General features: G+C 63.4%; 11 protein-coding genes. 10 read left to right on the top strand and 1 reads right to left on the bottom strand.

Translation table 11 applies throughout. The annotated features are described in order from the left end of the window. Positions 1-45: 45 nt before the first annotated feature. The 10 genes from ACP691_RS10005 (at position 46) to pdeM (ending at position 13,107) form a co-directional block, all read left to right on the top strand. Positions 46-2,577: a penicillin acylase family protein gene (locus ACP691_RS10005; protein ID WP_426149322.1), complete on the top strand. Its 2,532-nt coding sequence runs from the start codon at positions 46-48 to the stop codon at positions 2,575-2,577. Between the two features lie 100 nt (positions 2,578-2,677). Beyond that, the gene (locus ACP691_RS10000) at positions 2,678-3,694 is read left to right on the top strand and encodes a ligase-associated DNA damage response exonuclease (RefSeq protein ID WP_426149321.1); all 1,017 of its coding nucleotides are present in this window, start codon (positions 2,678-2,680) and stop codon (positions 3,692-3,694) included. Then, positions 3,691-5,349 (top strand): ATP-dependent DNA ligase, encoded by a 1,659-nt coding sequence (locus ACP691_RS09995; protein WP_426149320.1) that lies wholly within the window; start codon positions 3,691-3,693, stop codon positions 5,347-5,349. Before ACP691_RS10000 ends, ACP691_RS09995 begins: the two co-directional genes overlap by 4 nt. Before the next feature lie 305 nt (positions 5,350-5,654). Next, complete coding sequence (locus ACP691_RS09990) at positions 5,655-6,431, top strand: transporter substrate-binding domain-containing protein (RefSeq protein ID WP_426149319.1); 777 nt, start codon at positions 5,655-5,657, stop codon at positions 6,429-6,431. Positions 6,432-6,526: 95 nt separating this feature from the next. Further along, positions 6,527-7,255 (top strand): ABC transporter permease, encoded by a 729-nt coding sequence (locus ACP691_RS09985; protein WP_426149318.1) that lies wholly within the window; start codon positions 6,527-6,529, stop codon positions 7,253-7,255. 29 nt (positions 7,256-7,284) lie between these two features. After that, the gene (locus tag ACP691_RS09980) at positions 7,285-7,995 is read left to right on the top strand and encodes an ABC transporter permease (RefSeq protein ID WP_040261438.1); all 711 of its coding nucleotides are present in this window, start codon (positions 7,285-7,287) and stop codon (positions 7,993-7,995) included. A gap of 9 nt (positions 7,996-8,004) precedes the next feature. Further along, the gene (locus ACP691_RS09975; RefSeq protein ID WP_426149317.1) at positions 8,005-9,120 is read left to right on the top strand and encodes a succinylglutamate desuccinylase/aspartoacylase family protein; all 1,116 of its coding nucleotides are present in this window, start codon (positions 8,005-8,007) and stop codon (positions 9,118-9,120) included. Between the two features lie 12 nt (positions 9,121-9,132). Further along, entirely contained in the window at positions 9,133-9,897 is a 765-nt protein-coding gene (locus ACP691_RS09970) for an ABC transporter ATP-binding protein (protein WP_426149701.1), read from the top strand. A 64-nt stretch (positions 9,898-9,961) separates the two neighbouring features. Further along, on the top strand, positions 9,962-12,442 hold the full coding sequence (locus tag ACP691_RS09965; RefSeq protein ID WP_426149316.1) for a ligase-associated DNA damage response DEXH box helicase: 2,481 nt from the start codon (positions 9,962-9,964) through the stop codon (positions 12,440-12,442). Further along, positions 12,439-13,107, top strand: a complete 669-nt coding sequence (pdeM, locus tag ACP691_RS09960) for a ligase-associated DNA damage response endonuclease PdeM (RefSeq protein ID WP_426149700.1) — start codon at positions 12,439-12,441, stop codon at positions 13,105-13,107. Before ACP691_RS09965 ends, pdeM begins: the two co-directional genes overlap by 4 nt. A gap of 29 nt (positions 13,108-13,136) precedes the next feature. Here the strand turns inward: pdeM and ACP691_RS09955 are convergent, their stop codons facing one another. After that, entirely contained in the window at positions 13,137-13,949 is an 813-nt protein-coding gene (locus ACP691_RS09955) for a transporter substrate-binding domain-containing protein (RefSeq protein ID WP_426149315.1), read from the bottom strand. Positions 13,950-14,078 lie beyond the last annotated feature (129 nt).

Here is a 14,078-nt window from a genome sequence, read left to right as displayed (position 1 = left end):
TCACTACCTTTAGCGCCTTTCCGATGCTTGCCCAGGAGCCTGTCCATGGCGTTGTCTGCATTCCGCCACCGTTTGCCTCGTTTCAGCCTTGCCACGGCCATCGCCGGCGCACTTGGGCTAGCCGGTTGCCAGACCTGGGTGGACGACCGCAACAGCGAAAGCCTGCCGCCAACCATGGGGGTCCAGGCCCTCAAAGGCCTGGGGCAGAACGTATCGGTGCGGCGCAATACCCTGGGCATGCCGCTGATCGAAAGCAGCAACTTCCACGATGCGCTGTTCGCGCTAGGCTACGTGCATGCCAGCGACCGTATCAGCCAGATGGTCAGCATGCGCCTGCTGGCCCAGGGCCGACTGGCGGAAATGGTCGGGCCCGCGGTACTGGACGGCGACCGGCTGATGCGTACCCTGGATCTCAAGCGCAAGGCCCACGACCTCTACACGGCCGCCTCGCCGCGCCTGCGCAACTTTTTCGAGATCTACGCCCGGGGCGTCAACGCCTGGCTGTTCCGGTACCAGAACAAGCTGCCCATGGATCTGGCTCAATCAGGCTATAAGCCGGAATACTGGACAGGGGAAGACTCGGCCCTGGTGTTCTGCCTGATGAACTTCAGCCTGCAGATGAACCTGCAGGAGGAAATCAACAGCCTGGTATTGGCGCAAAAAGTGGGAGCAGACAAACTCGCCTGGCTGTTGCCCATCTACCCGGATGAGCCCCTGCCCTTCGACGAGGCCGCCAAACTCAAGGGCCTGGCTCTGGCTGGCCAATATCCAGGGCTGGCCAAGGTCAACGAACAGCTCGGCGCCTTCGGGCAACTGGGCGTAGCCGCGTCCAACAACTGGGCCCTGGCGCCTGAACGTAGCCGCAGCGGCAAGAGCCTGTTCGCCAACGATACGCACCTGCCGCTGGCCTTGCCCAGCGCCTGGAATTTCGTGCAGATCCGCGCGCCAAGGTTCCAGGCCGCCGGGGTTTCCCTGGCTGGCGTGCCCGCTATCGTCGCTGGGTTCAACGGTAAACTGGCCTGGGGCATGACCATGGTCATGGGTGACAACCAGGATGTGTTCCTGGAGCGTGTCAAGAAAGAAAATGGCGTGCTTCTCTACCAGGCCGACGGCAAGTGGGTGCGCGCCACTGCCCGAAACGAGACCTTCTTCGTCAAGGGCCAGCGTCCCGTACGTGAGGTCATCTATGAGACCCGTCACGGGCCGCTGCTGAACACGGCACTGGGCGAGCGCAAGCTCGGCATACAGCCTGCCCCTTTCGCCAGCGGCTACGGTCTGGCGTTGCAAACACCGGACTTGAAGGATGACCAATCCCTGGACGCTTTCTTCAACCTGTCCCGGGCGCCAAGCGTGGAACGGGCCTTCGACTATGCCCGCGACATTCGCGCCATTGCGCTGAACATGGTCTTCGCCGACGCGGGCGACATCGGCTGGCAAGTGACCGGGCGCTATCCCAACCGCAAGGATGGCAAAGGCCTGGTTCCCTCCCCCGGCTGGGAAAGTCGCTATGACTGGGACGGCTATGCCGATCCCATGCTGCATCCCTACGACCAGGCGCCCGCCAGCGGCTGGCTGGGCACCGCCAACCAGCGCACCGCGCGGCCTGGCTATGGCATGCAGCTGTCCAGCTCCTGGTACTACCCTGAGCGCAGTGAGCGCCTCGCTCAACTGGCCGCCACCGGCAAGCAGGACACGCGCTCGATGATCGCCTGGCAATACGACCAGACCACCCTCTTCGCGGCCAAGCTCAAGGCCATGTTCGAAGCGCCCGGCATGGCGCAGCCGTTGAAAAAGGCCATCGATGCCTTGCCAGAATCGGACCGCGCCAGGGCGCGGGAAGCCCTGGCCAGGCTCACGGCGTTCAATGGCCAGCTGTCCGCCGGTTCCGCTGACGCGGCGCTGTACGAGCTGTTCCTTGACCAGAGCACGCGACAGATCTTCCTCGATGAGCTTGGCCCGCAAGACAGCCCAGCGTGGAAGGCTCTGGTCGCCAATGCGGACCAGTCCTATTCGGCTCAGGCGGACCATTTGCTGGGCCGCGACGACAGCCCCTTCTGGGACGACGTCCGCACACCGCAACAGGAAGACAAACCCGCCATCCTGGCCCGCAGCCTGGCCGAGGCTGTAAGCACGGGCGAACGCTTGCTCGGCGCGGACCACAAGACGTGGCAATGGGGTGCCTTGCACCAGTACCGCTGGACGACCGAAGGCAGCAAGCTGGCGCCTTGGCTGGACACCCCTCAGCGCGCCGGCCTGGCGGCCCTGGACGGTTACCTCAACCGCGGCCCGGTCCCCGCCGGGGGCGACCACAGCACGCTCAACGCCGCAGCCTGGCATTGGGGCAACAGCTTCGATGCCTGGCTGGTTCCGGCCATGCGTATCGTGGTGGACTTCGGCCAGCCCGAGCCGATGATCGGCCTCAACAGCACGGGACAGTCTGGCAACCCGGCCAGCCCCCACTATGCCGATGGCATCCAGAACTGGCTCAAGGGGCAATACATGACCTTCCCCCTGCAGCCGCAGAACCTGGACAAAGCCTACGGTACCCAACGCCTGACCCTGACACCGCAGAAGTAGACCTCCATGATCGGCGCCGGTGCTCCATGGCCGGCGCGCGCAGAACTTCCAGCGAAGCCGGCGGCTCTGAACAAGCAAGCCCTTGTCAGCGTAGCCGCCCATGGACCTCGTCATTGCCCGCCCCGAAGGCCTCTACTGCACCGCCGGGGACTTCTACATCGACCCCTGGCGTCCGGTGCCCCGGTCGGTCATTACCCATGGCCATGGCGACCATGCCCGCACCGGCAATGGTCACTACCTGGCCACGAACCTGAGCGAAGGCATCCTCAGGGCACGCCTGGGCGCGGATATCCAGCTACAGACGTTGCGCTATGGAGAGCGCCTGGTGCACAACGGGGTAACCTTGAGCTTCCATCCCGCCGGGCATGTATTGGGCTCTGCCCAGGTACGCCTGGAGTACCAGGGCGAAGTATGGGTTGCCTCCGGCGACTACAAGGTCGAACCCGACGGTACCTGCGCGCCTTTCGAGCCCGTGCGTTGCCACACCTTCATCACTGAGTCCACCTTCGGCTTGCCCATCTACCGCTGGCAACCGCAGGCGGAGATTTTCGCCGAGGTCAATCAGTGGTGGCGGGAGAACGTGGCCGCCGGCAAGGCCAGCGTGCTGTTCAGCTACGCCTTCGGCAAGGCGCAGCGCCTGCTGCATGGAATCGACGACAGTATCGGGCCGATTCTTAGCCACGGTTCGGTGGAACCGCTGAACCGAGTGTATCGGGAAGCCGGCGTGCGCATCCCCGCTACCCAATACGCCGGGGATTTCAAGAAAACCGACCCGGCCCTGCGCTCGGCCTTGATCATCGCCCCACCTTCTGCCGGTGGTAGCACCTGGATGCGCCGCTTCGGCGAGTACAGCGATGCCTTCGCCAGCGGCTGGATGCGCCTGCGCGGCACCCGACGCCGCCGCGGCGTGGATCGCGGCTTCGTGCTGTCGGACCATGCCGACTGGCCCGGGCTGCTCTGGGCCATTGCCCAGACGGGCGCCGAACGGGTGATGGTCACCCATGGTTCGGTCAACGTGCTGGTACGCTATCTGCGCGAGCAAGGCCTGGACGCTCAGGGTTTCACCACTGAATACGGCGATGAGGACGAAGCCGCCTCCCAGGAGAGGTCGCAATGAAAGCCTTCGCCAATCTCTACGGCGAACTCGACGCCACCACCTCGAGCAATGCCAAGCTGGCGGCGCTGCAAAGCTATTTCAGTCAGGCCGCCCCAGAGGACGCGGCCTGGGCGGTGTACTTCCTTTCTGGCGGCAGGCCGCGCCAGCTGATTCCGACCCGCCTATTGCGCGACCTGACCATCGCCTTGTCAGGGTTGCCTGAATGGCTGTTCGAAGAGAGTTACCAGGCCGTAGGCGACCTGGCGGAAACCGTTGCCCTGGTGTTGCCTGAATCCGAGCACAGCAGCGATGCCGGCCTGGCCTGGTGGATGGAACACGAGCTGCTGCCCTTGCGCGGGCTTGCCCCGGAGGTACTGGCTCAACGGCTGCCCCCGTTGTGGCTGCAGCTGGACCGGCAGAGCCTGATGGTATGCCTGAAACTGATCACCGGCAGCTTCCGCGTGGGGGTTTCCAAGTTGCTGGTCACCCGCGCCCTGGCGCAGCTTGCCGGCCTCGACAGCAAGCGCGTTGCCCAGCGCCTGGTAGGCTATACCGATCTGTCCCATCGGCCGGCGGCAGACAGCTATCTGAAGTTGATCGCTCCTGAAAGTGATGATGAGCATGCCCAGCGCGGCGGCCAGCCCTACCCGTTCTTCCTGGCTCACGCGCTGCAGCAGTCGGTGGAGCAGTTCGACACGTTGCTGGGGCCCTGCGAGCAATGGCAGGTGGAGTGGAAGTGGGATGGCATCCGCGCTCAGGTGGTCAAGCGCGACGGTCACCTCTGGGTCTGGTCCCGGGGAGAGGAGCTGGTGACCGATCGCTTTCCCGAGTTGCAGGCCCTGGCCACGCTGCCCGACGGCACCGTGATCGATGGCGAGATTGTGGTCTGGAAAGCCAGCGAGGAACATCCTGACCAAGACGCTGGCGTACAACCCTTCGCCCTGCTGCAACAGCGCATCGGCCGCAAGACGCTGAGCCGCAAACTGCTGGAGGATATCCCGGTGGCGCTGCTTGGGTACGACCTGCTGGAATGGCAAGGCCAGGATTGGCGCAATCGCCCGCAGGACCAGCGCCGCGCGCAACTGGAACAGGTAGCGGCCCAGGCGGACAGCCCGGTGTTACGGTTGTCACCGGTGTTGCACGGTAACAGCTGGGCGGACCTGGCCCAGCAGCGCGAGCGGTCCCGACGCCTTGGCGTGGAAGGCATGATGCTCAAGGCACGCAACGCGCTCTATGGCGTGGGCCGCACCAAGGACATGGGCGTGTGGTGGAAGTGGAAGGTAGACCCGTTCAGCGTCGACGCGGTACTGATCTATGCCCAGGCCGGCCATGGCCGGCGCGCCAGCCTGTATACTGACTACACCTTCGCCGTCTGGGACGGCCCACCCGGTAGCGAGCGCACGCTGGTGCCCTTTGCCAAGGCCTATTCCGGGCTGACCGATGCTGAAATGCGCCAGGTGGATGCGATCATTCGTCGCACTACCGTGGAAAAATTCGGACCTGTGCGCAGTGTTACCCCTACCTTGGTATTCGAGCTGGGTTTCGAGGGGATTGCCCTGTCAAAACGCCACAAGAGCGGCATCGCAGTGCGGTTTCCACGCATGTTGCGCTGGCGTCATGACAAGCCGGTCGAGGAAGCGGACAGTCTCGCGACCCTGCAGGACCTGTTGAGTTGAACCCCGTCACGCACCACAATAGCGCCATTGATATGCCCTGCCTCGTTTTGGAGCAGGACTGACCCTAGCTCCAAGGTGCCGCTTCGGTCAGATCTGCGACGCAAAGGGATCACCATGCGCCTCGCTGGGGTACCTTGCCGGCACTATGGTGCGAAGTTTGCTATCAGAATGATGTCTGGCACCCGCCGGTAACGCTGTACGGCCCCGGCCGCTGCGACGTGGTCAGCCCGCGACGCCACGGCTGGCGCCTTGGCTACCCTGCGCACGCAACCGGGCAAGAACCTTCGTCTTTTAAGGACCGCACAATGAAAAAAGCATGGCTGACCCTTTCCGCCCTGGCGCTTTGCCTCTCGGCTGGCGGCGCCCTGGCCAAAGATTACAAAGAGCTGCGTTTCGGCGTTGATCCTTCCTACGCGCCCTTTGAATCCAAGGCCGCCGACGGCAGCCTGGTGGGCTTCGACATCGACCTGGGCAACGCCATCTGCAAGGAACTGAAGGTCACCTGCAAGTGGGTGGAAAGTGACTTCGACGGTATGATTCCAGGCTTGAAGGCCAACAAGTTCGACGGTGTCATCTCTTCCATGACGGTTACTCCGGCGCGGGAAAAGGCCATCGATTTCTCCAACGAGCTCTTCTCCGGCCCCACCGCCTACGTAGGCAAGAAGGGCACCACCCTGACCCTCGAAGCGCTCAAGGGCAAGACGGTCGGCTATGAGCAAGGCACCATCCAGGAGGCCTATGCCAAGGCGGTGCTGGACAAGGCCGGCGTGAAGACCCAGGCCTACCAGAACCAGGACCAGGTTTATGCGGACCTGGTCTCCGGTCGTCTGGATGCGTCCATCCAGGACATGCTGCAAGCCGAACTGGGCTTCCTGAAGTCGCCCCAGGGCGCTGGCTACGCCATCAGCGAACCGGTCGATAGCGAATACCTGCCCGCCAAGACCGCCATCGGCATCAAAAAAGGCAACAAGGAGCTGCAAGCCCTGCTGAACAAGGGCATCGAAGCGCTGCACAAAGACGGCACCTACGCTGAAATCCAGAAGAAACACTTCGGCGACCTGAACCTGTACAGCGGCAAGTAACACTCCCGAACGGCGCCCGACCGCGCCCGGCACCCAGGCCACACGCCTGGTGCCGGTGCGCGGCGGGCGCCTTTATCGACTGTAAGGGTTGATACATGCTTGAACATCTGTTGCAGAGCCTGGGGCTCTCGGCCTTCAGCCTGAAGGGCTTTGGCCCCGTGCTGCTCGAAGGTACCTGGATGACAGCCAAGCTTTCACTGCTGTCGCTGCTGGTGGCGGTATTGCTTGGCCTGCTTGGGGCCAGCGCCAAACTTTCCCGGATCACCGCCTTTCGGTGGTGCGCCCAGCTGTACACCACACTGATTCGCGGCGTGCCGGACCTGGTGTTGATGCTGTTGATCTTCTATAGCCTGCAGATCTGGCTCACCCTGCTCACCGATGCCATGGAATGGGACTACATCGAGATCGATCCCTTCGCCGCCGGGGTCATTACCCTGGGCTTCATCTATGGCGCGTATTTCACCGAAACCTTCCGCGGCGCCATACTCGCGGTTCCCCGGGGCCAGCAGGAAGCCGCCACCGCCTATGGCTTGAGCCGCGGCCAGCGCTTCCGCTACGTCGTGTTTCCGCAGATGATGCGCTACGCCTTGCCAGGCATCGGCAATAACTGGATGGTGATGCTCAAGGCCACCGCGCTGGTGTCCATCATCGGGCTGGCGGACCTGGTCAAGGCAGCCCAGGATGCTGGCAAAAGCACTTACCAGCTGTTCTATTTCCTGATGTTGGCCGGGTTCATCTACCTGCTGATCACCAGCGCATCGAACTTCGTGTTGCGTCGCCTGGAACGGCGGTTCAACGCAGGCACCCGTGAGGCCATCCGATGATCGAGCATGTGCTGGAAGCCCTTGGCCCCCTGGGCGAATTGCTGAGCGAATATTGGCGCCCCTTCCTCTACAGCGACGGCGTCAATGTCACCGGGCTGGCCATGACCCTGTGGCTGCTGAGCGCGTCCATCGCCATCGGCTTCGTGGTATCGATACCGCTGTCCATCGCCCGGGTATCGCCACATCGCTGGGTGCGCTGGCCCGTGCAGTTCTATACCTATGTCTTCCGCGGCACGCCGCTGTATATCCAGTTGCTGGTCTGCTACACCGGTATCTACAGCCTGGAGGGCGTGCGCGAGCAGCCTCTGCTCAACGCCTTCTTCCGCGACGCCATGAACTGCACCATCCTGGCCTTCGCGCTCAATACCTGCGCCTACACCACCGAGATTTTCGCCGGTGCCATCCGCAGCATGGCCCACGGTGAGATCGAAGCGGCCAAGGCCTATGGCCTCAGCGGCTTCAAGCTTTACGCCCATGTGATCATGCCGTCGGTATTGCGCCGATCACTACCCTTCTACAGCAACGAAGTGATCCTGATGCTGCATTCCACCACGGTGGCCTTCACCGCTACCGTGCCGGACATTCTCAAAGTGGCCCGGGACGCGAACTCGGCGACCTACATGACGTTCGAGTCCTTCGGCATCGCCGCGCTGCTTTACCTGATCATCACCTTCACCCTGGTCGGCCTGTTCCGCCTCGCCGAACGCCGCTGGCTGGCCTTCCTCGGCCCGGCACGCTAAGGAGCTTCGATGAAACGACAACGCCATGAACTGCTTGCGCCGCTACCCGGCACCGCGCGGGCCATCGAAAGTTTCCACTACGGCCCCGAAGGCGCTGGCAAGGTCTATATCCAGGCCTCGCTGCATGCCGATGAAATCCCCGGGATGCTGGTGGCCTGGTACCTCAAGCAGCGCCTGGCCGAGCTGGAGCAGGCCGGGCGCCTGCGCTTGCAGGTGGTGTTGGTGCCAGTCGCCAACCCGGTAGGGCTGGAGCAGGTACTGATGGATACTCCACTGGGGCGCTACGAGCTGGAGAGTGGCGAGAACTTCAATCGTCGGTTCGTGGACCTGAGCCAGCAGGTGGGCGATGAAATCGAAGCCGCGTTAAGCCAGGACCCTGAGCGCAACACAGCATTGATCCGCGAAGCGCTGAGCCGTGCCCTGGCCGCCCAGGTCCCGACTACCCAGCTACAATCCCAGCGGCTGACGCTGCAGCGCCTCGCCGCCGATGCCGAGATGGTACTGGACCTGCACTGCGACTTCGAAGCAGTGGAACACCTGTACACCACACCCGACGCCTGGCCGAAGGTCGAACCCCTGGCGCGCTACCTGGGCTCCCAGGCCAACCTGCTGGCCACCGATTCGGGCGGCCAATCCTTCGACGAGTGCTTCAGCCTGGTCTGGCACAAGCTGGGCCTGCGCTTCGCTGAGCGCTATCCGATTCCCATGGGCAGCTTCTCGGTAACCATCGAGCTGCGTGGTCAGGGGGACGTCAACCATGCCCTGGCCAGCCGCGACGCCCAGGCGATCATCAGCTACTTGGAACAGTACGGCGCTATCGACAGCACGCCGCCTGACCAGCCAGAGCTGCTTTATCCTGCCACTCCATTGGCTGGGGTAGAGCCGGTGAGCACGCCGGTGGGCGGTATCCTGGTGTTCTGCTGCATGCCGGGCGAGTACCTGGAGGCGGGGCAACTGGTGGCCGAAGTGATCGATCCGCTGACCGACCAGGTCACCCCCATCCATAACGAAAAGCCGGGCCTGGTGTATGCCCGCTCGCTGCGGCGCATGGCGACCGCCGGCATGGTGGTCGCCAGGGTCGCCGGTGCCGAAGCCTACCGCAGCGGCTATCTTCTTTCTCCTTGAGGCGCCATGCGCATGTACAAACTGACCATCGACGGCCTGCACAAGCGCTACGGCGACAACGAAGTGCTCAAAGGCGTTTCGCTCAGGGCCAAGACGGGCGATGTGATTTGCCTGATCGGCGCCAGCGGCTCGGGCAAGAGCACCTTCCTGCGCTGCATCAATTTCCTTGAAACCCCGAACGCCGGGACCATGACCCTGGACGGCCAGGACGTGCGCCTGCATGAAACCAGCCAGGGTCTGCAAGTAGCCGACGCCGCCGAACTGCAGCGCCTGCGCACCCGGCTGGCCATGGTATTCCAGCATTTCAACCTGTGGAGTCACATGACCGTGCTGGAAAACATCACCCTGGCGCCGCGCCGGGTGCTGGGTGTCAGCAAGCAGGATGCCGAAACACGCGCCCGGGTCTATCTCGACAAGGTCGGCCTGCCGGCCAGGGTCGCGGACCAATACCCGGCGTTCCTCTCCGGCGGCCAGCAACAACGCGTGGCCATTGCCCGTGCCCTGGCCATGGAACCGGAGGTCATGCTGTTCGACGAGCCTACCTCGGCACTGGACCCGGAACTGGTGGGCGAGGTATTGAAAGTGATCCAGGGCTTGGCCGAGGAAGGTCGCACCATGATCATGGTGACCCACGAAATGGCCTTCGCTCGCCAAGTGTCGAGCCAGGTAATGTTCCTTCACCAGGGCTTGGTGGAGGAAGCCGGAGCGCCGGCCGAGGTGCTGGGCTCGCCCAAAAGCGAACGGCTCAAGCAGTTTTTGAGCGGCAACCTCAAGTAAGGGTTAAACGAATCGGCAATCGGCGTGGTCACTGAAGAAAGCCACAGGAACCCCGCCGTCGCCCATGCCACATCCTCCCGACTACGCCAAAGCCTGGTTCACCGCTCGCGGCTGGAAGCCCTTTCCCTTTCAGAAAGCCTTGTGGACTGCCAGCGCGAGAGGTGAATCCGGCCTGCTTCACGCCAGCACAGGGGCTGGCAAAACCTATGCTGTCTGGTTCGCCGCCCTCCAGGCCTTTGCCGCCGAAGCTCCACCCAAGGGTGCCAGACGCAAGGCCGCCGCGCCGCTGACAGTGCTGTGGATCACACCCATGCGGGCTCTGGCGGCGGATACGCAGCGAGCTTTGCTGGCCCCCGTCGAGGCTTTGGATATCAATTGGACGGTCGGCTTGCGCACCGGTGATACCAGCAGCGCGGAGCGTGCGCGCCAGGGCCGTCGCTTGCCTAGCGCGCTAGTGACCACCCCGGAAAGCCTCACCCTGATGCTGGCCCGGGAACAGTCCAGGGAAGAACTTGGTCACCTGGGCATGGTGGTAGTGGACGAGTGGCACGAGCTGTTGGGCAACAAGCGTGGCGTGCAACTGCAACTGGCCCTGGCCAGGCTGCGCCAATGGCATCCTGGGCTGCGCGTATGGGGCATCTCTGCCACCCTGGGCAACCTGGAGCATGCCCAGCGGGTGCTGCTGCCTGACGGTGACGGTGTGCGCATCGAAGGCGGCGGTGAAAAGGTGATCGCCGTGGACACCCTGCTGCCTGAAGCCATCGAACGCTTTCCCTGGGCCGGCCATATGGGCTTGCGCATGCTGGATCAGGTAGTCGCGCAACTGGCCAGCAGCCAGAGCAGCCTGGTGTTTACCAATACCCGGGCGCAGTCTGAGGTCTGGTATCAGGCGATACTGGACGCACGACCGGAATGGGCCGGGCTTATCGCCCTGCACCACGGTTCCTTGTCCAGGGAGGTGCGTGAGTGGGTTGAGCTGGCCCTGAAGGAAGGCCATCTCAAGGCTGTGGTCTGCACGTCCAGTCTTGACCTGGGCGTGGATTTCCTGCCGGTGGAGCGAGTTCTGCAGATCGGTTCGGCCAAGGGCATTGCCCGGTTGATCCAGCGCGCGGGGCGCTCCGGCCATGCGCCAGGGCGGCCCTCCAGAGTGACGCTAGTGCCTACCCATAGCCTGGAGCTGGTGGAGGCGGCCGCGGCCCAGGAAGCCCTGGCGGCGCGGCGAGTCGAGCCTCGTCAGTCCCCCGAGAAACCGCTGGATGTGCTGGTGCAGCATCTGGTGACCATCGCCCTGGGCGGTGGCTTTGTTCCGGACGCGCTGCTACATGAGGTACGCAGCGCCTGGGCCTATAGGTGCCTGACGGAAGATGAATGGGCCTGGGCCCTGGCATTCGTCCGCCATGGCGGCGCCAGCCTTACCGCCTACCCGGATTACCGTCGGGTCGAGCCCGACGTCGAGGGCGTATGGCGGGTGCCGGACCCTCGCCTGGGTCGACGCCACCGCATGAGCATCGGCACGATTGTCAGCGACGCCAGCCTGCACCTCAAATACTGGAGCAAGGGCGGCGGGGGGCGCTCACTGGGCAGCGTGGAAGAAGGGTTCATCGCCCGCCTGCGCCCTGGCGAAGCTTTCCTGTTCGCTGGCAAGGTGCTGGAACTGGTGCGCGTGGAAAACATGACTGCCTATGTCAAGCGAGGCAGCGGCAAGAAGCCCTCGGTGCCTCGCTGGAACGGCGGGCGCATGCCGCTTTCCAGCGAACTGGCCGATGCCTTGGTTGCCAAGCTGGACGAAGCGAGCCGCGGCCTTTACATCAGTGCGCCCATGCGGGCAGTGAAGCCGTTGCTGGAGGTACAGGAGCAGTGGTCCGCCCTGCCGACCCGGCATACGGTGCTTGCCGAGTGCCTCAAGTCCCGGGAAGGCTGGCACCTGTTTCTTTTCCCCTTCGCTGGACGGCTGGTGCATCTGGGGCTGGCCAGCCTGCTGGCATGGCGGTTGGGCCAGCAGCGCCCTACCAGCTTTTCCATCGCGGTCAACGACTATGGTCTGGAATTGCTGAGCCCGACCGAAGTCGATTGGCCTCAAGCCCTGAACAACGGCGCCCTGTCTCCTACCGGCCTGCTTGAAGACATCCTGGCCAGCCTCAACGCGGGCGAACTGGCCTTGCGGCGCTTTCGGGAAATCGCCCGCATTTCGGGGCTGGTCTTCGGCGGTTATCCTGGGGCACAAAAGAGCACGCGCCAGGTGCAGGCTTCCAGCGGTCTGTTTTTCGAAGTTTTCAAACAGTATGACGCCGGCAACCTGCTGTTGACCCAGGCCCAGGAAGAAGTGCTTCGCCAGGAGCTGGACGTTACCCGCCTGGAACAGACGCTTATCCAGATAGGCGAGCGTGAGCTGGACATGCACAAAGTAAAGCGCCCCACCCCACTGAGCTTTCCCTTGTTGGTGGAGCGTATGCGCGAAAGCATGAGTTCGGAGAAACTGGCCGACCGCATCGCCCGCATGGTCAACGACTTGGAAAAAGCCGCCGGGCCCGAGGCGACGGTCTGATGGGCGCGCATGAACTGGAGCTGGCCGGCGAACGCCTCTGGCTGCTGGCCGAGAAAGCCATCTGGTGGCCCGCTCAGGCAGCCCTGTTGATCGCCGATGCACACTTTGGCAAGGCTGCGGCCTATCGAAGCCTGGGACAGCCAGTGCCCCATGGCACGACCCAGGCCAACCTGGAGGGCCTCGAGCAGCTATTGGAACGCCATCCTGCCGAGCAGTTGATCTTTCTAGGCGACTTCCTTCATGGTCCCGGCTCCCATGCCAGCGGAACCCTGGATCAACTGCGAAGCTGGCGGCGCACGCGTCCGCACCTGCGTATCCTGCTGATTCGAGGGAACCACGATCACCGCGCCGGGGACCCGCCGGCGGACCTGGGCTTCGAGGTCGTGCCCGAACCCTGGCTGCTTGGCCCCTTCTCGCTCCAGCACGAGCCGCATCCGCACCCCGAACGGCACGTGCTGGCTGGCCATCTACATCCAGTATTCCTGCTCAAGGGCCGCGGTCACCAGCGGCTGCGCCTGCCCTGTTTCCACGTGGGTCGACAAGTTACCGTGCTACCGGCTTTCGGCGCTTTCACTGGCGGCTTCGCCGTCAAACGCAAACCTGGAGTACGGCTGTTCATCGTCGGTGACAACCAGGTATGGCCTGTAGGGGCCAGTGAAGGCTAGGTGACGCTGCTGTTGAGCCTGAGCAAGCCCTAGCGAGGCTGCCACGGATAGTCCAACCAGTGCTGCATCCGTTGCTCGAAGCGACCGCTGGCCATGTCCAGGTGCAGCCATTGGTCCACATAGGCCTTCAGAGCAACATCCTGAGGCAGTAGCGCGGCTTTCTCGGAGAAGTCGAAAGGCGCGTCCGGATGCACCGCGCACAGCTCGGGGTGGAGCTTCTGCTGCAGGCGCGTTTCCACGGCATCGGTCATCATCAGGTCAGCCTTGCCTTGTACGATCTGATCGAAGATCGTCACGTTATCCTGATGCATGACGATCTGAGCCTGTTTGAGGTTGGCGCGGGCGAATTTCTCGTTGGTCCCGCCTGGGTTGACGATGGCCTTGACCTGCGGCTGATCGATCTGCGCGAGCGTCTGGAAGCGCTCCTGGTTCTTGCACAAGGTGATAGGCGTCTTGCCATCGCGCTGATAGGGCACCGAGAAGAACGCCTTCTTCTGCCGTTCCAGGTTCACCGAAACGCCGGAGAGCGCCAGATCGTACTTGTCCGCAGCCAGGTCAGCCATCAAGCTGGGCCAACTGGTGGGCACCACTTCCAGCTTCACACCCAGGGCATCGGCCAAGCCCTTGGCAATTTCCAGGTCCAGGCCAATGTACTGGCCATCGTCCCTGGTCTTGTAACTGAAAGGCTTGTAGTCGCCCGTGGTGCCCACCCGCAACACGCCGCGGTCGAGCACAGCCTGAAGATGGTTGGGCACCGGGGCTTCGGCGTAGACAGAAGGGGAAAGCGCAAGGGCGAAGACACAGGTGGCGAGTAACCGCTTGGGCGAAAGCTGAGCACGCATGGCAGGCCTTTATTGTCAGAATGTTGAAAGGGCTTCCCACCGGAGGAACGATGGGAAGCCCTTGCAGATTAACTGACTGGCGCAGCCTTTGTTTCACAAATGGCGGCCTGCCTGGCCGCGTGCGTCGGG

This window comes from Pseudomonas sp. DC3200b2 (assembly GCF_049895785.1).
Taxonomy (GTDB): domain Bacteria; phylum Pseudomonadota; class Gammaproteobacteria; order Pseudomonadales; family Pseudomonadaceae; genus Aquipseudomonas; species Aquipseudomonas massiliensis.
Note: the sequence above shows the minus strand (reverse complement) of the source record. Positions and strands in the feature narration are given on the sequence as shown.

Coding starts and splice junctions, on each gene's coding strand:
- ACP691_RS09995 (WP_426149320.1), top strand. CDS start 3,691: ATGAAAGCCTTCGCCAATCTCTACGGCGAACTCGACGCCACCACCTCG.
- ACP691_RS09990 (WP_426149319.1), top strand. CDS start 5,655: ATGAAAAAAGCATGGCTGACCCTTTCCGCCCTGGCGCTTTGCCTCTCG.
- ACP691_RS09985 (WP_426149318.1), top strand. CDS start 6,527: ATGCTTGAACATCTGTTGCAGAGCCTGGGGCTCTCGGCCTTCAGCCTG.
- ACP691_RS10000 (WP_426149321.1), top strand. CDS start 2,678: ATGGACCTCGTCATTGCCCGCCCCGAAGGCCTCTACTGCACCGCCGGG.
- ACP691_RS09970 (WP_426149701.1), top strand. CDS start 9,133: ATGTACAAACTGACCATCGACGGCCTGCACAAGCGCTACGGCGACAAC.
- ACP691_RS09965 (WP_426149316.1), top strand. CDS start 9,962: ATGCCACATCCTCCCGACTACGCCAAAGCCTGGTTCACCGCTCGCGGC.
- ACP691_RS10005 (WP_426149322.1), top strand. CDS start 46: ATGGCGTTGTCTGCATTCCGCCACCGTTTGCCTCGTTTCAGCCTTGCC.
- ACP691_RS09975 (WP_426149317.1), top strand. CDS start 8,005: ATGAAACGACAACGCCATGAACTGCTTGCGCCGCTACCCGGCACCGCG.
- ACP691_RS09955 (WP_426149315.1), bottom strand. CDS start 13,949: ATGCGTGCTCAGCTTTCGCCCAAGCGGTTACTCGCCACCTGTGTCTTC.